This is a genomic window from Nitrospira sp. (genome assembly GCA_035968315.1).
Classification (GTDB): Bacteria; Nitrospirota; Nitrospiria; order Nitrospirales; family Nitrospiraceae; genus Nitrospira_D.
In genome coordinates, this window is sequence record JAVYIN010000007.1 from 185094 (window position 1) to 207287 (window position 22194).

A 22194-nucleotide genomic window follows, 5' to 3' on the forward strand; every position below is an offset into this window, starting at 1 on the left:
GCGTCACGGCTCAGGGGTCGGGCGCGAGGGTGAGCGGCGGTTTCTCGAACTTGGCGCGCATCGCGTTCAGGGCCTGCAGGACAGTGGGCTGGCCGACGATCTTCGCCTCCAGCTCGCGTTTGCGGGGGAAATCCATCAAGGAAATGCCGATGAGCATGGTCAGAATGCCCTGGCCCGGGAGGAACAACATGGCGAAGCCCGCCAGCAGAAACACGAGGCCGACCACATTTTTGACAATCAATCCGATCAGCCGGAGCACCGGGTGATGGTCCTTCATCCAATGGCGCGGGACGCGGGTATCGAAGTAGTCAGAGGGGAGCCGTACCATGATGAATGGGATGGCGATCAACGTGCCGATAAAACCGATCAGCGAACCGACCGTCAACCAGACGAGGACCTGAACAGGAACGTACTGTGTCACCGCCGCGAGAATGGCATCCATGCAGGGGGAATCCTAGCATGCGGGTTGCTCGGACCGGAAGGGCCAAGGTCAGCCTGGTTTACCTGCGGCGGCGGGCGTCATATAATGGCGCACTATTTCCGAAGCGTGTGAATCCTTTATGGCGTTGCGGACTCTTATGACCAGCCGAGGGCTCCTTCTCTGGCTCCTTCTGGTGTGCGGCCTGTGTGCGGCGGTGATCGGCGTGACTCCCCATCCTGCTCTCGCCGCGGAGACGGACGAGCTCCAGATCGAGGTGGCGAAAAAAGGGCTGGGGAAAGAAGTCGTGATCACGCAGGGGGCGCGCGAATGGTTTTTGATGATCGAAGTGACTCCGGAGAATACCGTCATTGTCCGGCAGGAAAAGGATCACGACAAGTATCTGGTCGATGAGAGTGAAACCCACGACCGGCCATTGGCTGCCGTCGAAGTGGACGCGGCGATTGCCGATTACATTAACAGCGTGAAGGCCCGCGCAAAGAAGAAATAACGATCCTCATGTCACGCAAGCCCAAATTCGTCATCTTCGCCCATAATGCCACCTACGATAAGCTGCATCAGGTGGCGACGCTTGGCCTGACCGCCGCGGCCATGGGCAAGGATGTCATCGTTATCTTGCTGTTCTGGACGATCAAGAAACTGGCCGAAGGAAAGATCGACCAGATCGATTTCCCGCCGGAATATGCCTCGTCCGCCGAAGAGGTTGCCCGGCTCTTGAAGGAAAAGAAGGTGCCGAAGATTTCGGAGATGTTGCAGGACGCCAGGCAGGTTGGACAGTTTCGGCTGATCGCCTGCAGCGCCGGCCTGGAATACATGGGCGTGGAGAGTGGGGCGGTGGAAAAGAATGTCGATGAAGTGCTGGGCCTGCCCGCGATCCTGAGCCTCACGGCTGAAGCGGAGACGAAGCTCTTCATTTGAATACGTGAAAAGTGAAAGGTAAAACGTGAAACGTCAGAAGCGTCCAGTCAATCTGGCTCACGTCGTTTCTCGTGTTACGTCTCACGTTTAACGTGATTTTGTGACTCCCACCCGATCGCAATAGTCCGTCAATTTGCACTTGCTACACCAGGGGGAGACAGGCTGGCAGAGGTTCTGCCCGTAGGGCACGAGCAAGTCGTTGAAGGTGATCCAATATTGTTTCGGCAGTTTGCGCCGGAGGGCTTCTTCGCTCTCGTCCGGCGTCTTCGTCTTGATGTAGCCCCAGCGATTGCTGATCCGATGCACGTGAATATCCACGCAGATGCCGGGTTTGCCGTAGCCGACCGTCACGACCAGGTTGGCCGTCTTTCTGCCGACGCCTGACAGGGTGACGAGTTCCTCGATGGAATCGGGCACGGTTCCGCCATAGACGTCGAGCAGGCGTCGGCAGATCGCGTGTATCGACTTCGCTTTGGTCCGGTAGAAACAGACCGGGTAAATGGCCTGTTCAATGTGCGTGAGCGGCAGCGCCAGCATCGCGGCGGGTTCATGTGCCAGGGCAAAGAGTCGCGCGCTCGCTTCTGCGGTGGTTTTGTCTTTGGTGCGGAGGCTCAGGAGGCAGGAGATGAGGATGCGGAAGGGATCGCGGTCGGATTCACGCGCCACGACCCCAACGACCGGTTCCTGCCACTGGCGGATCTCCCGCGTGACGATCCTGATCGCGGGGTGGATCTCGTCCTGACGCATCGGGTACGACGTGCGTGGCCTGGGAGAACGTTGATCGAGGAGAAGAGGACGAGCGGACAACAGCCCGAGGCTGTCAGCTACTCAGGCTTCCGCTTCGACAACCACTTCTGACGGCGCCGTTGAGCTTCGCGCAGCTTGGCTTTCTTTCTCACGCTCGGCTTTTCATAGTACCGGCGGCGCTTCAGTTCACGAAACAACCCTTCGCCTGCCAATTTCTTCTTGGCAACCTTGAGGGCCTTCTCGACATTGTTATTGAAGACTTTGATTTCCATCTCGTGCCGACTTTCTACTTTCTCAGGCCGTGCCTGTCTGCCTCTGTGAAACTACGCAACAAAGGGCGGAGTGTAGCACAGCCTTTTGAGTTCCTCAAGACAGTTGCTGATCTTTGAGGATCTTTGCGTATAAGAGTCTTTAATATTATGATTTTGTTGGACATTTATGTTCGTGTTGGCTGTGTGACGTCCTGCCTCGGCCGCGGCGATGGCCATCAGAAGCCCTACGGTCAGGTCTGACTGAACGGGGACGGGAAGATGTGTTCGAATGGTGACGAGGACTTGCCCCGCCTCACAGGCCAATTCGGCAATCTCTAGCGGCACTTCTGTGATCCGTTGCAGCGCCGCTGGCAATCGTGTGGACCGATCCGCGTGATCGACGGGAAGCGCGCGCGCCTGTGCGAATATCTTGTAGGCGTCACAATCTTCTTGTACGAGCCGCTGCAGCCGCCGGCTCATGCCGATGAGCCGTTGTTCTGCCGCAGGCTCCTTGCCCAAGCGCGCACCCATGACGCCCAGCGAGGCAGCCAAAGCTCCCACCAACGCGGCCACGCTTCCGCCAGCCGGTGTTGGGATGGGGGCGGCGACGGCTTGGAGGTAACCCTCTATCTGGCCGGTTTCTGCATGCGATGAAATGGACAAGGCGGCACGCAATTTCGTTTCAAGGATGGATGAGGGATCGAATCGGTCAAGCTGAAGGAGCGCCGCTGCGGCCTGATCCAGCGCGGCTTGCGGAACGAGGCCGATCAGTTCACTGCCGGCGATGGCCACGCCGAGCTTGGCGGCTTCCCTGTTCACTGCACGAAAGGCCGTGGCCATTGATGTGACGCGATAATCCGTCAGGTTCATCGAAACCTGCACAATCCCGCGGCTGGTGAGCGGGACGCCGAGGGCTTTGATACAGGGGAATCCGCCGCTCGATTGTCGGACGGTCTTGGCGATGGCCTTGGCGATCGCGAGATCGGCCGTGTTGAGGTTCACGTTGAAGGCGATGAGTGGCGGTCGCGCGCCGATCACGATGGCTCCCGCGGTCTCATGAAGCCGGGAGGGGCCGAAATCGGGCCGCCAGTTTGGATCCGCGGCCATTCGTGCGCGCAGGCCTGGTAATCCTCCCCGGCGGACGGATTCCAGTCGCACGCGATCGGGATGACTGGCGGTCTGTTCATACAGAAAGACCGGGATCTGAAGTTCTTGTCCCACACGTTCGCCAAGCAGACGGGCCAGCCGGATGCAATCCTCTATGGTCGCGTCTTGGAGGGGCACAAACGGCACCACATCCGTCGCGCCGATGCGGGGATGGACTCCTTCATGGCGGCGCAGATCAATCCGTTCCGTGGCCACACGAATCGCCTGGAGCGCCGCATCGCAGACGGCCTCAGGTTCGCCCGCGAACGTCAGCACGGAGCGATGATGATCGGGATCGCTGGTATGATCCAGCAGCCAGACGCCCGGCACCGATCGCACGGCTGCCCTCAGCGCTTCAAGGGTGGCGGAGTCTCGCCCCTCACTGAAATTGGGGATGCATTCAATAATCGTCGGCATCGGCGTGTATGCGAGAAACGGCAAAGCTGGACGGGGTGCGCGAGGCGGTCGAACGCTTACTTGGTTTTTTTGACAAACGCCTTGTAGATCCGGCCCGCGGTCGCCTGTTCTTCTTCCATGCCGACCATCTGATGCCCTGTGGTGTCGCACCAGGCTGGCATGTCTTTCTTGATGCCTTCGTCGTCGGATACGACTTCCAGCACTTGGCCGACGGCGAGTTCCTTGATTTTCTTCGAGGTGAGAATGATGGGCATCGGGCAAAAGTACCCGAGGGTATCGAGCTTCACATCGGCCTGCATCATCAATAACGCTCCTGGCTAGCGGCGAGAGGCAAGGGGCTAGGGGAAGAATCCGATGACCCCTCGCCTCTGGCCTCGTACCTCTTGCCTTTTATATTAAATGAACAAATTGACGCTGCCCTGCTTGGCTTCGGCGAGATAGGTCGTCACCCCTGCGAATTGATCGATGCCGTCGATCAACGTGTCCTTGGTGATGCCCATAAGCCCCATGGTCGTGGTGCAAGCGATGAATCGCACGCCCAGATCAAGGGCCGTTTCCATCAACTCGGGCACGCCGGGCATCCGGTTCTGTTTCATGACTTTTTGCATCATCCTGGTGCCGAGCCCGCCAAAATGGAAGCGGGACAACGGAAGGTTCTCTGCTCCTCCCTTGTTGAGGACGCCGAACATCCGGCGGAGCCAGTCTTTGGCCGAGCTGGTGGCGCCTTTCCGGCGGATCGTATTCAGGCCCCAAAAGGTAAAGAATACGGTGACCTGCATCCCCATCGCGGCCGCGCCGGTGGCGATGATAAAGGCGGCCATGGCTTTATCCATATCCCCGCTCAGCAGCACGATCGTCACCTTATCGGGTTTCGACTCTTGCAGCTGCGCCAAGGTTGCGGACGGCTCTATCTGAGTGGTCTGCATGGGGCTCCTCATTCGCGTGCATCACGCGCGATACCGCTATTTGTAAGGTGTTTTGACTATAGTCTCCGTATCTTTTTCTTGTCAAGGCAGCGAGCTTGACCGCACTCGTGCGGCTGGTTATAGTCCCCACTTCACACGCACGATCCTCAGAACCGTCTCAAGGCATGACAATGCACGTGGAACAGGATACCACTCCCGTACGCAGCCCGCCGCTCTTGGGGTTTTGGTATGCGGCGGCGGCCAGCGCCGATCTCGCTCCAGGGACGTTGAAGGGCGTTGTGCTGTTGAGCACGCCGATACTCCTCTGCCGGACGGCGGATGGCCGGGTGTCGGCGATGCTCGATCTGTGCCCGCATCGGGGGATGCCGCTGTCGTTTGGGCGGATGGATGGAAACCGGGTCGAGTGCCCCTATCACGGCTGGCAGTTTGAGACGGACGGGCGCTGCGCGGCGATTCCATCTCTGGTCAGCGATTCGCCGATCGATCCCAAGAAAATCTGTGTCACGTCGTTTCCCTGCCAGGATCAGGACGGCTATATTTGGGTCTACATGGCGGACAGCCGCTATCCCGACCGGCCGATTCCTCCCCTCATGCGGCATCCGCTTCCCTCCAGCCCCTATCTGATGTTCCAGCATTCACAGATGCTCTCCAGCACGCTCGATGACGGGGTGGTGGGACTTATGGACCCGGCGCACGGACCCTACGTGCATCAGAGCCGATTTTGGCGAAAGCCGGCCGGCCAGCACGACAAGGCGAAAACATTCGAGCCGATCCCTAACGGGTTTCGGATGATCGGCCATGCGCCGTCGAAGAACAGCCCCCCCTATCAATTATTAAAGTGGTTTTCAGGCGGGGAGCTCACCACCACCATCGATTTCGTGCTGCCGAACCAGCGGTATGAGTTCATCCAGTGCGGGTCGCTGTGGGTCTCGATTCGGGTTCTGATGACGCCGATTACGGAACACGAAACGCGCATGGATTTCTGTGCGGCCTGGAACGCGCTGCGGTGGCTGCCGTTCGGCACCTCGATCTTCAAGTATTTTGCCAAAGGGTTTCTGGCGCAGGACAAGGTCGCGATGGACCGCCAGTCGATCGGGCTCAAGTACAAGCCGCCGTTCCGCCTCGTGGGCGATGCCGATCAGCAGGCGAAGTGGTATCACAAGTTGAAAGCGGCCCATGTTGCGTCGCTTCAGACCGGACAACCGTTCGACCATCCGCTCAAAGGGCCGGTGACGTTGCGCTGGAGGAGCTAGTGCAGGCTGCGGCCTTGCTCGCGGAGCAGCGCGTTTCGGCGCGCTGGGGTTGGGCGGGTGAGCATGGAAGGCCTTTCCGAACAGCCTGTATCTGAAGGCTAGTGTGTGTTGGCAGGCACGACGAGCGCGATGGCCCGGCGAATCTGATCGCGCGAGCCGAGCAGCACGATGATATCCCCGGCCAGGAGTTTGGTTTTCTCGGACGGATTCGACTCGGTCACGCCGCTTCTCGTCCAGGCAATCACCGAGGCGCCGGTTCGCGGGCGGAGGGAAATCTGCGCCAGCGTCTTCCCCGCGGCGGGAGAGTCCTCATCGATCCGGCAGGTTTCCACTTCGGCATCGTTCAAGGTGCCGCCGCGCAGATGGTGGGCCAATTCCGGCAATTCGCTCCGCCGCAATAGGGCATACCCTTCCCGCCGCACTTGTTCGGCCTTCTTCATCACGTAGTCCGGAGGCATGTGATAGGTCCGCAGGACGAGGGCAAAAATTTCAATCGAGGTCTCGAACTCTTCCGGCACGACATCATCGGCTCCCAGTTGGTGGAGCTCTTCCAGCTCGCGCAGATACCGGGTGCGGACGACGATGTGCAGTTTGGCGTTGAGGCTTCGCGCCACTTGCACCGTGCGACGCACCATGAAGGGATCGGAAATGGCGACGACCATGACCCGGGCCTCTTCGATTTTCATGTGCCGGAGCACATGGGGATTCGTGGCGTCACCGTAATAGAGCGGCACGCCATGCTGGGATTCCCGCTTGACCGTGTCGCCGTCCAGATCCAGCGCGACATAGGGCACTTCCGTTTCCCCGAGCACGCGCGCCAGGTTGCGGCCGTTCAGGCCGTACCCCACGATGATCACGTGATCTTTGATCCGCAGATGCCGCCCTTCCGTTTCGAGCACATGCGCGGTCGTTCGTCCCGGGAACCAGTGACGGAGCCGCTGCACGGCTTCGGCCCGGCGGGCGAGATGCGGCGACCACTGCATCAGAAAGGGCGTTATGATCATCGAGCAGACGGAGACCGCGAGAAAGATTTGATAGGGCGCGCCGGAGAGCAGCCCGTTCTCCTGGCCGACTTGCGCCAGAATGAAGCTGAATTCGCCGACTTGCGCGAGGGCCACGCCGGTCATGACGGCGGATCGCGGGGGCACGGCCACGGCCAGGACGGCACCGGCGCCTGCGACGAACTTGACCGTCAAAATGACCGCCAGCAGGCCGGTCACCACCGCCGGGTATTCGAGCAGCACGCGCCAATCCATCAAAATGCCGATGGAGACGAAAAAGAGGCTGTTGAAACTGTCGCGAAAGGGCAGGACTTCCGCGATGGCCTGATGGCTGTATTCCGATTCCGAAATCACTAGCCCGGCGATGAAGGCGCCCAACGCCAGCGAGAGCCCGCCGAGCGAGGTCAGCCAGGCGATCCCCAGGCACAACATGATGATGGTGAGGAGAAAGAGTTCGCGGCTGCGGCTGCGGACGATGTGCTCCAGGAGTTTCGGGACGATGTACCAGGCCGCCGCCACCACCAAGCCCACGACCACCACCGATTTGCCAAGCGTCAGGAGGATGGAGAGCGCGGCGCCTTCGCTGGGGCTGGCGAGGATGGGGGCCAATAGGATCATGGGGACGACGGCGAGGTCTTGAAAAATCAGGATCCCGATCGTCGCGCGCCCGTGGAGCGAGTCGCTTTCGCCATTGGCGGCCATCGCTTTCAGCACGATGGCCGTGCTGCTAAGCGAGAGGAGGAACCCCCAGAAGAGGCCTTGCTGCCACGGCAATCCTGTGAACAGGCTCCCGGCCCAGATAATGCCGATCACGCCGCCGACTTGGAGGGGGGCGCCGATGAAGAGGAGCCGTTTCAGCGAGGCCAATCGGCCCAAGGAAAACTCGATGCCGATGGTGAACAGCAGCAGGACGACGCCGATTTCCGCGAGGATTTGCACTGTGCTGGTATTGGAGATGAGGTTGAACCCGTGCGGGCCGATGAGCGCTCCGGCGACGAGAAAGCCGGCGATCGAGGGCAGCCGAAACTGATGGAACACGAAGACGACCGCGATCGACACCGCGAAGATGATGAGCAAATTGCTGAGCACGCCGTAGTCGGTCATAGTCAATAAGTACGTAGAAGCCTGGGTCGGAGAATACCCCAGCTGCCGGGTGTGAACAAGGTAAAGCTGCTTGTCGGGCAGAGGGCCATTGAGTACAGTAGGCGCGCACCAGGATGCTGGGAGGTCAGAGGTCTGATGCTGCGAGCCATCATATTCGACTTCAACGGGGTCATCGCCGATGACGAGACCCCGCATGTGCACTGCTTTTGCCAGGCGCTCAAGGAGTTCGGCCTGCGGCTGACGACCGAAGAGTATTACGGCACGTACCTCGGGATGGACGAGCGGACCTGCACGGCCCTGTTGCTGACGGCCCGCGATGGGCACAGTGATGAGCGGCTATTGCGGCAGATTCAGGAGCGGAAGGCAGAGCTGTTCAGGCGCTATACCGCCGCGCACAAGCCGGAACTGTTTCCCGGCGTGGTGGAGTGCGTGAAAGCGGCCAAGCCACGGTATCGGCTGGCCATTGCCTCCGGCGGCCGGCGGGAGCAAATCGATCGGGCGCTCGATCGTACCCCTATCCAGTATGATTTTGAACTCATCGTCTCGGCGGAAGACTGTCCCATCGGCAAACCCGATCCGGCCATCTATCGCCTGGCCCTGGCGCGGCTGAACGGTGTTGGGACGAACCTTCCGCTTGTGCAGCCGCAGGAATGCCTGGTCATTGAAGATTCCTTGGCTGGTATTCGTTCAGCGCGTGCCGCCGGCATGTTTGTGTTGGGGTTGGCGACGACCTATTCTGCGGATCACTTGCATGAAGCCGATCTGGTTCTGCCCTCACTGGCGGGGGTGGATCCCGAAGACCTTTTCACGCGCCTCAGCTCACGGCTAACCTAGTTCAAACTTGTACAGCCCAATCTCGGCAACCCGGCCACAGGTGTCAGTTTCCCCCTCCAAAGCAGCATAGACTCACCCAACTTCCGTTACGTAAGGTGGGAATGTCACGCCAACTCGATCGGCTGCTACACGATGTTCGATATGCGGGTGTATTTTTTAGGAGGTGCTGTATGGGCCTGAGACACATGTATGGAATAGCGGCCGTGTTGGCGCTGGTCGCTGCGAGTTCGGTATGGGCCGATACCCCGCCGCCGGTGGAGCCGTCGGAAACGTGGGAATGTCCGCAAGCCGACGGGACGTCGGTTTATACGAATAAAGAGAAGCCGGGGTGCCGGGCGATGACTCTCAAGCCTCTGTCCATCGTTCCCTCCCTGGATCATATGCCGTTGATTCCTCGCACGATCGGGAATCCACCCTACCAGCTCCCGGCGGTTCCTGACCATGGGCCGGTCAGTGGAACGCAGAATGTGCCGGATTGGGCCAAGGACTGGTATGCCTCGACGACAGGAAGCCGCGGCGAAATCTGCGGGATGTATTGGGAATGGATCAGGCTGAACGAGAAAACGCGAGGCGGGTTCTTTTTCGGTTCGGATCCTTCCTACGGCGGCGATCCGACCGGGCAAAATCAGCGCGGACCCAGTTACTCGTTCTACGACAATGCGCGGTATCAAACGCTGAACCGGATCTTCGGGAGAGGGTTTATTCCGGTCGGATGCCAGTAGAAGGCACCCGATCTTTCATGCGTTGTAGAACTCCCGGTACCACTTCACAAAACGCGGGATGCCTTCCTCAATCGGCGTGGCGGGCTTGAAGCCGACGTCGCGGGCCAGGTCATCGATATCGGCGTAGGTGGCGGGCACATCCCCAGGCTGTAACGGCATTAGTTTCTTCTCGGCCTTCTTGCCCAGCGCGTTTTCCAGCACTTCGATAAAGTGCAGCAGTTCCACCGGCTGGTGATTCCCGATGTTATAGACCCGGGCCGGGGCCGAACTGGTTCCCGGATCCGGCTTGTCGCCGGACCATGAGGGATTCGCCGTGGCCGGGCGGTCCAGCGTGCGGATGATGCCCTCGACGATGTCGTCCACATAGGTGAAGTCCCGCTTCATCTTGCCGTGATTGAAGACCTCAATCGGCTTGCCTTCCAGAATCGCTTTCGTAAAGATAAACAGCGCCATGTCGGGCCGTCCCCAGGGCCCATAGACCGTAAAAAACCGCAGGCCGGTGCAGGGCAGGCGGTAGAGATGGGCATAGCAATGGGCCATCAACTCATTGGCTTTCTTGCTGGCGGCGTAGAGCGAGACCGGATGATCCACATTGTCGTGAATAGAGAAGGGCATATGGGTATTGCCGCCATAGACGGAACTCGACGACGCGTAGACGAGGTGTTCTACCTTCGCGTGCCGGCATCCCTCCAGGATGTTCATGAACCCTTCAATGTTGCTCTCGGTATAGGCATGCGGATTGATCAGGGAGTAGCGCACACCGGCTTGGGCGGCCAGGTGGACGACCCGCTTGATGCCATGGTCGGCAAACAGCGCCTTCATCCCCGCTCGGTCGGCCAGTTCCATCTTCAGAAACTGATAGCCCTCGGCGTTTGCCAGTTTCGCCAGTCGCGCCTCTTTCAGGCGGACGTCATAGTAGTCGTTGACATTATCCAGGCCGATGACCTGGTCTCCGCGCTCCAGCAAGCGCTGGGCGACGTGGAAACCGATGAAGCCGGCGACGCCGGTGATCAGAATCGGGGAAGATGTTCCACTCATGCGGGCGCACTCCTTCGCGGCAAGAAAAAGATCGTGTTACGCCCGTCCGCCCGGCTTCATGAAGGGAGGATCGCCGTGGTCCAGACGGTGCAACGCGAGCGGTGTGAGCGACTCGCCGGTGGAAACAACATCAACGCGGCCTGATGCCGTGGTCCGGTAGATATCGAGCGCTCGGGCGCCATGATACTCGCAATGCTGTGGCTGGAGAAGGCCTTTCAACGATTCCGGTCGTTCCCAATGGGCCGTCAGTAATGCCGTCCTGGCCGGATTGCGCTGGCTGAACATGAAGGACAGGTGGTCCGGATACCAGTCCGCCCCGCCGGTGGCATAGGACACGAAGAGTCTGGCCTTGGCCGTCGCGCAGAGTTCCGCCAGGTAGGCGTTGGTCAGGTAGCCGTTTTCGCCGACATCCAGCCACTTCCCTGGGTGTGAGAGGGAGGCATGCGCGGCATAGCTGCGGAGTTCGAGCAGCTGTTGCTGTGAGGCCAGGACGAGGGTGATCGGTCCGTATTGCTCGACGAGTTGCTGAATAGCATTGTCCTTGAGCGCAGAGCGGCCGGAATTAGTCGGGCCGCTATCGGCGTGCACCAGCACGTTTTGGCCGCGGTCGTGGATTAGGTAGCAGTTTCGTGGCATCTCCAGATCACAGGGGTCTTCGCCGTAAAAGGGGACGGAGATCACCGCGCCACCTTCGAAATCCCAGCGTTCGCCGTGCGCCAGTTCGATCACCCGCCCGAAGCCCATCTCTCGCAACAGCCCGAGATAGTCATAGTGCAGCTTTTTGCGATTGCGGCGGCTCGGCACGATGATCGGCGTGTCTTTGGGAAGGTGCAGAAGCGTTCGGGGATCCACGTGGTCGTCGTGGTCGTGCGTGAGAAACACCGCGGCCGGTTTGGGCAAGAGCGCGCCCCACAACGACGGGATCGACGATTCCGCAAACCAGGGGAGCAGCCAGGGATCGAACAGCAACGCATTGTTCTGCTGGCGATAGAGCAGCGCCGCATGGCCCAGATGGACCATGTCGCGGTCTTGTACCACGTCGAACCAGCGCTGGCGGACCGATGGGGCTGCCGTGCTCAGCAGGCACTCATATTGATGCAGCGATTCAATCAGCCTGGTCAGGACCGGTTGTGCCTCGCGCGGCGCGGTCATGATGACGGTTTTGATGGCCTCGGTTTGATGGGTGCCGTCCAGCATGCCGAGCACTTTCCCCACGACCGGCCCGAGCGGGCGCTGATCGAAGCCGATCGGAATGGCCTGCCGTTTCACCGAGTGAAAAATCCGGAGGCCGCCGTTGGTCACGGTTGCCGATTTGGTCGGGTCGGTCGGAAATTCCCATTGGAAGGTCCCGTCCGGCCTGCGTCCGCATCGGATGTGCTGTTTCAAGTAGGGGCGGGAATTCACCAGCTCGGCGTAGGCATCTTCCAGCCGCCGCTGCCGGTCGGGATCGTCCAGCGGCGCCCGCTTTGAAAACACGTCGCTGATCGCGGTGTCGATCGAACTGGACAACAAACTATGGGCTTCGTGCAGGCCGGCGACGACTTCAGGTGCGATGCCAGCCACGAAGGGAAAGGGCCCGGGCGCTTCCCCGCTTTCCAGTTGCACCCAGCACCAGGGGGCGAGGCTCAGGTATTGCTGGCGAGGCAGGTTGTCCCAAATCCGACTCATGTATTCCGTTCACTTTGCCAGCGGAGTGTGCTGATCGTCGGTTCGTAGAGAGCTTGAATCACATTGCCATCGGGATCCGAAAAATAAAAGGAGTAGCTGCCGTCCCGATGCAGCTTCGGCTGTTTCACAATCGCTCCGCCAAGTCCGGTGATCTTCGGTGACAGGTCGGCAAACATCCGGTCGACGGCTTGGGGATCGTCGAGAATCACTCCGACATGGTCGAGGAGCTGGCCCTTGGACGGCTGATACGCGGCCAGTTCGTCAGCGGGAATTTGGTGGAGTGCCAGGTTATCGCTCCCTGAACTGAAATAGACATTGTCGGCATCCGGCTCCCACACCACGCGCATGCCGAGCAGATCCTCGTAGAATCGGCGTGATCGGGGAAGATGGGTCACGCGCAGTGCCAAATGGCGGAGTCCTCGGTGTTGCGGAAGTGCCACGGAAACCATCCTCTTCTTACTCAGCGCCGGACGTGATCGTCGTATAGTAGGGAGGCAGCCTGCCAGCCGTCAACGGAAATTCAGCCCCTGCGGAATGAGGGACGGCTGTGGTACCATGGCCCATCCGTTCGCTGAACAAAGGAGTAGCCTGTCATGAATGTCCCTTTTCGCATTGTGATGGCCGTGGCGTCCCTGTTGGCAATTCCCGCCCTGTCGCTCGCCGACGGGCTTGAGAAAGACGTGAAAGGGAACGATGGCGCCCCGATGGTGCTGATTCCTGAAGGCTCGTTCCCCATGGGCGTGCCCCACGGCGACCGGGACGGTGGACGAGATGAATATCCGCGCCACGATGTATTCGTGAGCAGCTTCTATATCGATAAGTTCGAGCTGACCAACGGGCGGTATCTCGAGTTCGTCAAAGCGACGGGCCATCGGATCCCGCAGAATCCCAAGAACCCCACCCGCAACCTCTGGCAGGGCGAGACGATTACCGAGTCGCTGGCCGACCGGCCTGTGATCAATGTGGATTGGGCGGATGCGGAGGCCTATTGCAAATGGGCGGGCAAACGGCTGCCGACCGAAGCCGAGTGGGAGAAGGCGGCCAAGGGCACAGCCGATCGGCGTTTCCCCTGGGGGAATGTCGAGCCGACCAACAAGCATCTTAATTTTAACCAGCAGTGGGTCGGTGAAAAGACCTTGATGCCGGTCGGCAGTTACGAGGCCGGCAAGAGCCCGTTCGGCGTCTATGACATGGCCGGCAACGTCTGGGAATGGGTGAACGATTGGTACGACGCCAAGTATTACGAGAAGAGTCCGGCGAAGAATCCGAAAGGCCCCGAGTCCGGCACGAAGCGGGTCTTGCGCGGCTCCGGTTGGCAGAACGAGACTCCGACTGTCCGCATCTTCACCCGCGTCGACAGCGACCCGACGATCCGGAACGAGTCGACCGGCTTCCGTTGCGCGATGGACGTGCCGGCGAAATAGAGTCCATCCATGAGTGAGAAGGGCTTCTCCGGAATCACAGTTGTCGCATTCGAGAGCCGGATGGCACCCGAGATGGCCCGGCTCATCGAACGCTACGGGGGGCGCCCCCTGGTGACCCCCGCGCTCCGCGAATTGCCCATCGAGGACAATCCCACCGCCCTGCGCTTCGGCATCCGTTTCATTGAAGGCCAAGTCGATATTCTCATTCTGATGACCGGCATCGGAACGACGGCGCTCTTTGAGATCCTCCGGTCGCGCCATCCGATGTCGTCAATCATGGTGGGGGTGAAGCGCACCGCCATTGTCGCGCGAGGCCCTAAACCGGTGGCGGCCCTCAAGGCTCTTGGCATCACGCCCACGCTGGTCGTCCCGGAGCCCAATACCTGGGTGGATGTCGTGTCAACGCTGGATGAATACCGGCCGGTCAAAGGCCTGCGCGTGGCCGTGCAGGAATATGGCGTCTCCAATCCTGACCTCCTGGAATCCCTCCGTACGCGCGGAGCGGATGTGTTCCCTGTGCCGGTCTATAAGTGGGGGTTGCCGGAGGATCTGACCGCGCTTCGCCAGACCCTTGATCACGTGATGGCAGGGAAGGTTCAGGTGCTGCTGCTGACGAATGCCATGCAGATCGACCATGTCATGCAGGTGCTGGAACAGGATGGCACGGTTGAGTCATTTCGAGCAGCGCTGAAGCGGGTGGTGGTCGCGTCTATCGGCCCGACGGCCAGCGAGCGGCTCCGCCATTATGATTGGTCCGTCGATTTCGAGCCGTCTCACTCCAAGATGGGGATTCTGGTGAAAGAAGCCAGCGAACAGCTTCAGACTCTGTTGCAGTCCAAAGCGCGCTAATCCCCCCTTCTCGTTCACAAGATAGCCCGTAACCCTGATGGCTTTGGGTGTTTGGTGACACGAACGCAGAGCTATTGGGTGGAATAGAGCGCGCGGACGATCTCGGCCGTGTTGAACAGCATGGCGTTGAGGCGGGTGTAGGCTGCGTGGCCGTAGTAATGGTCGCGGATGGTCGTGGAGTTCGTGCAGTCTTTGTAGTCCGCCAGGAGGCACTGGCCGTCGGTTGGAAACCGCACGGCCCGGCGGGCGCATTCCAGCCAGCGCTCGAAACCATCGTAGGGTTCGACGAGCTCCCAAATGGCTTTGTTGGCGGCCTTGGCCGCCTCATTCGCTGGCAGGGCATCGCTTCCGGCCACCGCGAGTTCCTGGACATAGTCTCCGCCCCAGGCAATCGGCATTTCCATCGTGACTTGGGGCAGCTCCATTTTCGAGAGCCAGGTTTTTCCGTCGGTGCGCAAATTCCGGTGGTTGACGATGTGCAGCAACCGGCCGGTTCCCGACAGATCCCATCCGTAGCGGACGGGTGTGCCAAGCGTAACGATGTCCAGCTGCGCGCCCTTCAAGAGCGACCCGGAGGCCAAGAGCGGCTCGATGCGTTGAATCGCCGACACGATGTCGGCATGGCCTGCGTGCGGCGTCGTGGTGGCCAGCAGATGCAAGAGTTTGGGCCGGTTGGTAATCGGGCTGGGGCACAGCAGATTCGAGGCCAGCGCCACGACGAGTCCCGCTTGCCCATGCGCGAGCAGGAGGATGCGCTGTCCCGCCGCGAGCTGATGTTGTTCGCAGAGCGTCCGCAGGTCGTTCAACAGTTGGACGGCGGCAAGAGCCCGTCCCAGATGGTGATGCGCGGAAGACCACAGCAGGCGCACGCAGGGAATGGGTGTCGGGAGATGCTTGCTCAGGGCCTGCTGCAACAAGCCGGTATAGGACGCCGTAAAATTGCCGGCCTCGCCGACTTGGGCGTCGAGCGCTTTCTTGGTGGCTTCATCGTTGGCAAGCGGCACGGTCAGCCCGCCGGACAAGGGCGGGATCCCATTGCCCCCTTCGCGCATGGCGGCGAGCAGGGCATCGACGCCTGAGACTCCGCGCGAGTAGCCCCGCTTGAGTCCCCCGACTTCGTCCAGCCGCTGCATGCCGAACACATCGGTGCCGACGATGGACCCATGGAGCAGGACGATCGCCCGGACTCCGGCTTGGGCGAGCTGGGTGCCCTGTTGCGCCATGGCCTCGAACCAGGCGGGCGACTCCGGGAGCGCCCCTGGCGTCAGTTCGGCGGTCCGCAGCCGGTCTCCCGGGCTCTTTCTGGACAGTTCGTCGTGCTGAAAATTATTTTCGTGCGGCATGGCGACGTACTTACCGCATGTCAGGATAGAAGTGCAATCATACGAAGGCTGAAGGGTTAGGGGCGAGGGGCGAGAGGAGTAGGGAGAGCGTTGCCAGAATCTGTTACGGGCTTTGGCTGTAGCGTGATTTTGGGCATGACGGCGGTGGCGGAGCAGATTTTCTTGTCTTCGTCGATCCGGCGATCGACGATCTTCACGTCCTGCAGGTATTCCTGCACGAGCTCCTCTCTGGTCAATTCAATATCCTGCTCAGGCTCGCGGCCGCTCCGGTCCCGGACACGGTCCACCATATGTTCCTTGACCATGACACGGATTTGTTTGGCGAGGTCGGTTCGTGCCGAGAGTTCCGAGACCCGCTGGCAGATGATGGGCCCCTTGGTCAGATCCCCCTGGCCCGTGCCGATCCAATATTTGTCAGCCGCATACCCACTGGCGCGTTCGCTGTCCGATGCGGGGAGGCCCGGAGCCGCTGTGCCGTTGCCGTTGGGCAGGAGTTGTGGCGAAAGGCGGTTGAAGGATTGGTCGGCCCGCTGTTTCACGTCATCTGGGCCAGCGGCATGGGCCGGGAGTGCAGGCACGCCGGCCAGGAGTCCGCAGAGCGAAGCGATGATGGCAGGGCTGGAAAGGGGTGCTGTCATGGCCGGCCTCGTCGTCCTCCGCTATTGCCGTTATGTCCTCCCCCTCCCCCATGGGAGCCGCCGCCTCCGGAGGATCGGGGTGCGACGTGATAGGGGACGCGCGGGACCTGGTGCGGAAGGGGCGGATGAATCTGGTTGATGGTCGGCGGCAAACGGTGTGTGCCAGGAGGATACGAGCCTGGCTGGGGGGGCTGGTATCCGTAGATCCCAGGCTGTTCACGGGAATAGTTTTGCCGCGGAGAGGGTTGCGTCCGAGATGCGATATGGCCAGAGGATTGTTGGCCGGTCTGTGGCGGAACAGTGGGAACGGTTTGGACGATTTCATTGAGGGTGCGCGGGCCTCCCGGTGAGCCGGGAGGCGGCACGATCTGGTGACTGGGCATGGCCGGTTGGCTGAGGCCGGGAGCCGGGGGCACCGGTGGCTGCGGGGGCATCGGAGGCTGTTTGCTGGTGAACACCTGTTGGGCGATGGTGACATGGGGGCTTGCAGGATAGAGCCCGCGGGCCACGTTCAGCAGCGCATGGGTTTGGGCGAGGCCGATCCAGGGATAGGGAGAGACGACGGGCGAGACGAGGACCCAGTCGGTCCAGGCCTGGGAGACCATCGCGTTGGATTGCACCCGGTTCAGAATCTCCTGCCGTTGCTGGGTGGCCTGTTGGGCTTGATCGGCGGTTGAGGCGGTGGCCAGCGCGCGATTGGCGGCGTCGAGTTCTTGCTGGAGTTGTTCATTCTCCTGTTTGAGCGCGACGAGCTGATGGCGCGCATCCTCGTTGTCCCGCAAGGCCGCGATGGCCTGGCTGACTTCTTCGGTGTCGATCTGTGCGACCAGATCGGTTTTGACGACGACGTTGTCGTCCAGCGTCGTCATGGTCTGCTGATCGAGGACCAGCACCAGCCCTGCGGTGTAGGTCCGGATTTCGTCTTTGGTGATATCCAGCCCGTCCACGACGGTGATGCTTTCCAGATAGGTGGCGACTTGCTCCAGGGCGTTCCGCTTGGCCTGTTCGGTGGCGAGCCGGATGGCATCTTCGCGGGTATCCCGGTTTCCCATCCGGTATTCGCCTTGGGCGGTCACGATTCGAATTTCGGCCTGTCCCGTCTGGGCGGAGAGCAGGATTGCCGCAAGCCAGAAGAATCCGAGGAAGAGGGAGCCGGTGTGATGGAGAAGCGGCGGCGAGATGGCTGTCTGCGGGATAATCGGACCGGGCATCGTTGTGACCCTCTCTGAGAGGAATGACGCACCAGAACCCTGCTGGATGACAGCGATCTCCCGCCTGTCGATGCAGATTAGCATAACACCGGCGGCGCTCATTTCGCCAGCGTAGAGCCTGTGCCTGGACTGGCTTGCCTTCCAGAAAATTCGCGTGCTAAGGTACTTATCCCCTCACGGGTGAAAGGATTACAGCGTAACAGTCATGCGCCATCCATCTCATATGTTCCGCACATTTCTCGTCGGTCTCTTCCTCATCGGGGTTGAGTGGTTTGCGGGGTTTGGCTTCCACGCCGAAGCGGCCACGGCCAAAACGATTGAGGCGCCAGCCGCGGCGCCCGAGCATGTGATTCTGTTCGTGCTGGAAGGATTTGGACAGGATTCGCTGAAGGGCGGAGCGATGCCGGTCCTCAGCAAGCTCGTGAAGGACGGCGCCGCCACCTGGTCGGCGACGGGGATCACTCCGGCGTTGCGTTTGCCTGCGATGGCGTCGCTCGTCACCGGAATGCCGGTGGAGAAACACGGGATTACCTGGAACGCGTTTGAATTCAGCCGGGGCTACTCGCGCTCGCCCAGCCTGTTCGATTATCTGGATCTGAGCGGCGGACGGGACAGCGCCATTTTCTACATGGATGAGTCGCTCTATCAGCTCGCGCGTCCGGAGCCCTATACCGATTATCAATTGTGCGGCGCGCTTCGCCCCGAGTGCCATCCGGACAAGATCGTGTCCTACATCCGCCAATATTTTCAGAAAGCCACAAGCGGTCATGGCTACGGGCACGCGATTCTTTCGCTGCCGCATCTGTTGGTCGTCCATCTTCCGGAGCCCGGCCGCGCCGGCGTGGCGCATGGGTGGAACTCGAAAGAATACCGCCAGGCCCTGCAGGCGGTGGATGCGGCCATGAAATCCGTCCTGGACATCTTCAAGGAGCATGGCCTTTCGAATCGGACCACGGTGGTGGTGACGGCCCTGAGCGCTCCCGGCACAGACCTCAACGGGGAGGAGCCCACGACGACGGCCACCCCGGTGGTGCCGTGGATTATCTCCGGCGCCGGGATTTCGCACGGACAAGTCATTCGCCAACCGGTATCTATCATTGACACCGGGGCGACGGTGATGCGCCTCCTCGGCCTGGAGACGCATACGGAGTGGGAAAGCAAGGCCATCGAGGAAATCTTCCACGCGGCAGCCATGGCGCCAGCTGCGGCTTCTTCCAAGAGATAGCCCTATGATGACAATGAGATTGTTTCGCCGCCCGATGGCGGCTCTCGCGGGTGTATTGGTACTGGGTTTTACGGTAGGGGGCTGGACGTCCGAAGGGCAGGCGGGGCCTCCCCCGGCTCATCTTAAAGAACATACGATTACGATTGATGCCACGAAGCTGGTGCCGCAGTCGTGGTGGCAGGTGCCGGGCATTACGCCGACGATTTGGACCCTGGATCCTGAAACGTCGGACGCCTACAAAACGTCCGAGCGGCGGGAGCTGCTGCTGAAGCCGGGCAAGTACAAGTTCATCAGTTTCACGTTCGATTTTCCATTCATGGTCAATCTGGATGGGACGATCGAGTTTGCGAAGTCGCTCGATCAGTGCATCGAGGGCCGCGGGACCCAGACTTTGGTGGTGCGCTGCAAGCGAATGTACCCCCACGGGGGCCAACGGGATCAGTATTACGAACAGAAACCCTAACTATGACACACACCCTGGACGATCTCTTAGAAGCCCTGGAAGATGTTGACGACGCGACGCGGGAAGAAGCGGCGAAGGCGCTGGCCGATCTTGCCGATCCGAAGTCCATCGACGCGCTGGTGAGCGCGTGCGGGGACGATTTTTGGTCGGTGCGGGCCTATGCCGGCTGCGCGGTCGCCAAGATCGGCGGCCCTAAGGCGGTGGAGGCCCTGATCGGGCTGTTTAACGATGCCATCATGGAAGTGCGCAACCAGGTGGTGGAGGCCGCGGCCAAGATGGGGCCGGTCGTGCTGGACCGCATGCTGGCGGCGCTGAAGGACGAACGGTGGCGGGTGCGCGAGCACGCGGCGAAGACCTGCGGCGAGTTGCGCGACAAGAAGGCCGTCGATGCGCTGATGGTCGCCTGCCGCGATCGTGATGGGGCCGTGAAGAGCGCGGCGGCCGAGGCGCTGGGTAAAATCGGCGATGCCAAAGCTGTTCCGGCCTTGATCAAGCTGTTTCGTGATACTTCCAAGATCGTACGGGAGACTTCCGGCACGGCGTTGATTGCGATCGGCCAGCCCTCCGTCGATCCGTTGATCGAGAGCTTGAAAGATAAGGATTTTGTCGTGCGCTGCCACGCGGCCCGGGCGCTGGGCGGGATGACAACCGACTACCAGATTGGCCGGACCTGGGTGCGCGACGCCAAGGTCGTCGACGCCTTGATCGCCACGCTGAAGGATCCGGATCGCGCGGTGCGTGAAGATGCGACGATTGCGCTCGGGATGATCGGCGATTCCCGTGCGATCGACGCGCTGCTGGAAGCCATGAAAGACGGGGTGGTCAAACGCCACGCGATCGCGTCCCTCGGGATGATCGGCGATCCGCGCGCGCTGCCCGCCGTGCTTGATGCCTTGAAGGGAAAGGGAATCAAGCAGGAGGGCACTCCAACGCCCGGCTGCATCGTGAGCGAAGATGCCTTTATCAAGGAAGCGGCCGCCACGGCGCTCGGGCAGTTCCGCGATCCGCGCGTCATTCCCGATCTCATCATGTTGCTCAAGGACGGGGTGTTGCGGGAGAAAGCGGCGGCGGCCTTGACCATCATCGGCGACACGGCCATTGAGCCGCTGATCGCGTTCCTCTACGATCCCAAGGCCTCCGAAGTGGAAGCCGAGGGAGAGCGAGTCCTTTCCTATGCCTCCGTGCGGTTGACGGCCAAAGACGCCCTCCGGCTGATCGTCCTGGAAACGCTGGAAAAGCTCGGGTGGTCGCCGCCCGCTGAAGAAGTGGATATCAATTCCAGTCATGCGGACAATCTCCGCGTCGATCGGCCCCTCGGCGAGACGGGCCGCTTTGGTCCCTCCGGCGACGTGGCAAGGTCCAGCTAGCATTTTGGCCTGTTGTTCAATCCTCTCTCATCTTCCGGCCCGTGCGGCGCCGCTCCGTTGACCCTGTAAAAAACCGTGTGTTAGGGTTATCGGCTCGATCCGGGAGGTCCATGGTGGGGGATTCGGTAGCGGAGCAGATTGCAGCCCTCAAGGATGAGGACTGGGCCATTCGCGAAGAGGCGGCCGGCCTCCTTGGCACCCTGAAAGATCCAAGAGCGGTCCTCCCGCTGGTGTCGCTCTTGCGCGATCGCGACCGGTCTGTCCGTGAGGCCGCGATCGGCGCCTTGACGGCGATCGGCGAACCGTCGGTCCCGGCGCTGGGAGCCTGTCTCTCCGATCCGGAGTTGACGGTGCAGGAGGCGGCTTCCGCCATTTTGGCTTCCATTGCGGACCTACGGGTGCTCGATCCGCTGAAGCACGCGCTGCGCAGCCACGATTGGATTGTGCGCATGCACGCGGCCAAGGCGCTGGGGCGGGTGCAAGAGGTGTCGGCGATCGAGCCGCTCCTGCCGCTGCTGCAAGATAAAGTCAAAGCGGTGCGGGAGGAAGTGGCGGCGGCGCTGGCGGCGATCGGGGAAGCGGCGATTCCGGCGCTGCTGGAGACCCTGCAGCATGCGGAGTGGCTGGTCCGTCTCCATGCCGTGGAATCGCTCGGGAAAATGAAGTCGCAGAAGGCGGTGGAACCCCTGTTGTCGGTCTTGTTCAACGATCAGGATTCGGCCATTCGCGAGGATGCGGTGCGGGCGCTCGGCGAGATCGGCGATCCCCAGGCGGTGGAGTTTTTGTTCACGGCAATGAAAGAGCCGGGATTGCGGACCTTGGCGGTTGAAGCGCTGGGGCGCATCGGCGATCGCCGCGCGGTTCCGGTCTTGATCGAAGTGGTGGAGGGGAAGCGTCCGCTCGACGCGCCGCGCGCCGTCGCGGGGTGCGGCGATCAATGGAATGAAGAAGTCATCACGCAGGGCGTGGCGGTGCGGGCCCTCGGCATTATCGGTGATGACTCCTCGATTCCATCCCTGGTGGCCGCCTTGGAACCGACGTTTACCAGGGCTGAGGCGGCGGCGGCATTGGCGAAGTTCGGCTCCAAAGCGGTGCCGTTTTTGCTCCCCTTGCTGACCGGCCCGCGGGATGAAAATATCCGGTATCACGTCAAAGAAGCGCTGGCGCTGGCTGGCTGGAGACCGGGACGGGTGTAGCGTCTCAGCGACTG

The 22194-nt window shown here is 61.0% G+C and carries 24 protein-coding genes; 11 read left to right on the plus strand and 13 right to left on the minus strand.

Annotated elements, in window-relative coordinates:
* Positions 1 to 10: 10 nt before the first annotated feature.
* On the minus strand, positions 11 to 442 hold the full coding sequence (locus tag RI101_10660) for a PGPGW domain-containing protein (GenBank protein ID MEC4890510.1): 432 nt from the start codon (positions 440 to 442) through the stop codon (positions 11 to 13).
* 136 nt (positions 443 to 578) lie between these two features.
* Between RI101_10660 and RI101_10665 the strand changes: the two genes are divergently transcribed.
* Both RI101_10665 and RI101_10670 read left to right on the plus strand, forming a co-directional pair.
* Complete coding sequence (locus RI101_10665; GenBank protein ID MEC4890511.1) at positions 579 to 929, plus strand: hypothetical protein; 351 nt, start codon at positions 579 to 581, stop codon at positions 927 to 929.
* Positions 930 to 937: 8 nt separating this feature from the next.
* Positions 938 to 1357: a hypothetical protein gene (locus RI101_10670; GenBank protein ID MEC4890512.1), complete on the plus strand. Its 420-nt coding sequence runs from the start codon at positions 938 to 940 to the stop codon at positions 1355 to 1357.
* An 87-nt stretch (positions 1358 to 1444) separates the two neighbouring features.
* On the opposite strand, the gene nth is transcribed toward RI101_10670, so the two are convergent.
* From nth to RI101_10695, 5 genes are all read right to left on the minus strand, one after another.
* Positions 1445 to 2104, minus strand: a complete 660-nt coding sequence (gene nth, locus RI101_10675; GenBank protein ID MEC4890513.1) for an endonuclease III — start codon at positions 2102 to 2104, stop codon at positions 1445 to 1447.
* Positions 2105 to 2181: 77 nt separating this feature from the next.
* On the minus strand, positions 2182 to 2376 hold the full coding sequence (gene rpsU, locus RI101_10680; GenBank protein ID MEC4890514.1) for a 30S ribosomal protein S21: 195 nt from the start codon (positions 2374 to 2376) through the stop codon (positions 2182 to 2184).
* A gap of 51 nt (positions 2377 to 2427) precedes the next feature.
* The gene (gene ftcD, locus RI101_10685) at positions 2428 to 3918 is read right to left on the minus strand and encodes a glutamate formimidoyltransferase (protein MEC4890515.1); all 1491 of its coding nucleotides are present in this window, start codon (positions 3916 to 3918) and stop codon (positions 2428 to 2430) included.
* Between the two features lie 56 nt (positions 3919 to 3974).
* On the minus strand, positions 3975 to 4220 hold the full coding sequence (locus RI101_10690; protein MEC4890516.1) for a sulfurtransferase TusA family protein: 246 nt from the start codon (positions 4218 to 4220) through the stop codon (positions 3975 to 3977).
* Between the two features lie 93 nt (positions 4221 to 4313).
* Entirely contained in the window at positions 4314 to 4844 is a 531-nt protein-coding gene (locus tag RI101_10695) for a DsrE/DsrF/DrsH-like family protein (GenBank protein ID MEC4890517.1), read from the minus strand.
* A gap of 164 nt (positions 4845 to 5008) precedes the next feature.
* On the opposite strand from RI101_10695, the gene RI101_10700 reads away from it, so the two are divergent.
* On the plus strand, positions 5009 to 6097 hold the full coding sequence (locus RI101_10700; protein MEC4890518.1) for an aromatic ring-hydroxylating dioxygenase subunit alpha: 1089 nt from the start codon (positions 5009 to 5011) through the stop codon (positions 6095 to 6097).
* 98 nt (positions 6098 to 6195) lie between these two features.
* Here the strand turns inward: RI101_10700 and RI101_10705 are convergent, their stop codons facing one another.
* Positions 6196 to 8202 (minus strand): cation:proton antiporter, encoded by a 2007-nt coding sequence (locus tag RI101_10705; GenBank protein ID MEC4890519.1) that lies wholly within the window; start codon positions 8200 to 8202, stop codon positions 6196 to 6198.
* A 135-nt stretch (positions 8203 to 8337) separates the two neighbouring features.
* Between RI101_10705 and RI101_10710 the strand changes: the two genes are divergently transcribed.
* Both RI101_10710 and RI101_10715 read left to right on the plus strand, forming a co-directional pair.
* A complete protein-coding gene (locus tag RI101_10710) occupies positions 8338 to 9036 on the plus strand; it encodes an HAD family phosphatase (protein ID MEC4890520.1) in 699 nt (232 codons plus the stop codon).
* 170 nt (positions 9037 to 9206) lie between these two features.
* On the plus strand, positions 9207 to 9758 hold the full coding sequence (locus tag RI101_10715) for a hypothetical protein (protein ID MEC4890521.1): 552 nt from the start codon (positions 9207 to 9209) through the stop codon (positions 9756 to 9758).
* A gap of 15 nt (positions 9759 to 9773) precedes the next feature.
* On the opposite strand, the gene RI101_10720 is transcribed toward RI101_10715, so the two are convergent.
* Genes RI101_10720 through RI101_10730 form a run of 3 tightly spaced genes read right to left on the minus strand, consistent with a single transcriptional unit; the run spans position 9774 to position 12904 of the window.
* Positions 9774 to 10796 carry an NAD-dependent epimerase gene (locus RI101_10720; protein ID MEC4890522.1) on the minus strand — a complete coding sequence of 341 codons (1023 nt, stop codon included), beginning with the start codon at positions 10794 to 10796 and terminating at the stop codon, positions 9774 to 9776.
* Positions 10797 to 10832: 36 nt separating this feature from the next.
* Complete coding sequence (locus RI101_10725) at positions 10833 to 12464, minus strand: MBL fold metallo-hydrolase (protein ID MEC4890523.1); 1632 nt, start codon at positions 12462 to 12464, stop codon at positions 10833 to 10835.
* Complete coding sequence (locus RI101_10730) at positions 12461 to 12904, minus strand: VOC family protein (protein ID MEC4890524.1); 444 nt, start codon at positions 12902 to 12904, stop codon at positions 12461 to 12463. The genes RI101_10725 and RI101_10730 overlap by 4 nt, the downstream gene beginning before the upstream one ends.
* Positions 12905 to 13057: 153 nt before the next feature.
* On the opposite strand from RI101_10730, the gene RI101_10735 reads away from it, so the two are divergent.
* Complete coding sequence (locus RI101_10735; GenBank protein MEC4890525.1) at positions 13058 to 13888, plus strand: formylglycine-generating enzyme family protein; 831 nt, start codon at positions 13058 to 13060, stop codon at positions 13886 to 13888.
* A gap of 60 nt (positions 13889 to 13948) precedes the next feature.
* Positions 13949 to 14737: a uroporphyrinogen-III synthase gene (locus tag RI101_10740; protein MEC4890526.1), complete on the plus strand. Its 789-nt coding sequence runs from the start codon at positions 13949 to 13951 to the stop codon at positions 14735 to 14737.
* Positions 14738 to 14808: 71 nt separating this feature from the next.
* Here RI101_10740 and RI101_10745 read toward each other — a convergent pair whose 3' ends face one another.
* From RI101_10745 to RI101_10755, 3 genes are read right to left on the minus strand one after another with little or no spacing between them, the layout of a single operon-like run.
* The gene (locus RI101_10745) at positions 14809 to 16080 is read right to left on the minus strand and encodes a hypothetical protein (protein ID MEC4890527.1); all 1272 of its coding nucleotides are present in this window, start codon (positions 16078 to 16080) and stop codon (positions 14809 to 14811) included.
* A 56-nt stretch (positions 16081 to 16136) separates the two neighbouring features.
* Positions 16137 to 16718 carry a hypothetical protein gene (locus RI101_10750; GenBank protein MEC4890528.1) on the minus strand — a complete coding sequence of 194 codons (582 nt, stop codon included), beginning with the start codon at positions 16716 to 16718 and terminating at the stop codon, positions 16137 to 16139.
* Positions 16715 to 17929 carry a hypothetical protein gene (locus tag RI101_10755; GenBank protein MEC4890529.1) on the minus strand — a complete coding sequence of 405 codons (1215 nt, stop codon included), beginning with the start codon at positions 17927 to 17929 and terminating at the stop codon, positions 16715 to 16717. Before RI101_10755 ends, RI101_10750 begins: the two co-directional genes overlap by 4 nt.
* A gap of 205 nt (positions 17930 to 18134) precedes the next feature.
* Between RI101_10755 and RI101_10760 the strand changes: the two genes are divergently transcribed.
* The 4 genes from RI101_10760 to RI101_10775 all read left to right on the plus strand — a co-directional run bounded on the left by RI101_10760 (position 18135) and on the right by RI101_10775 (position 22180).
* On the plus strand, positions 18135 to 19154 hold the full coding sequence (locus RI101_10760) for an alkaline phosphatase family protein (GenBank protein MEC4890530.1): 1020 nt from the start codon (positions 18135 to 18137) through the stop codon (positions 19152 to 19154).
* Between the two features lie 4 nt (positions 19155 to 19158).
* Positions 19159 to 19617 carry a hypothetical protein gene (locus tag RI101_10765; GenBank protein MEC4890531.1) on the plus strand — a complete coding sequence of 153 codons (459 nt, stop codon included), beginning with the start codon at positions 19159 to 19161 and terminating at the stop codon, positions 19615 to 19617.
* Between the two features lie 2 nt (positions 19618 to 19619).
* The gene (locus tag RI101_10770) at positions 19620 to 20984 is read left to right on the plus strand and encodes a HEAT repeat domain-containing protein (protein ID MEC4890532.1); all 1365 of its coding nucleotides are present in this window, start codon (positions 19620 to 19622) and stop codon (positions 20982 to 20984) included.
* Positions 20985 to 21094: 110 nt separating this feature from the next.
* Positions 21095 to 22180, plus strand: a complete 1086-nt coding sequence (locus tag RI101_10775; protein ID MEC4890533.1) for a HEAT repeat domain-containing protein — start codon at positions 21095 to 21097, stop codon at positions 22178 to 22180.
* Positions 22181 to 22194 lie beyond the last annotated feature (14 nt).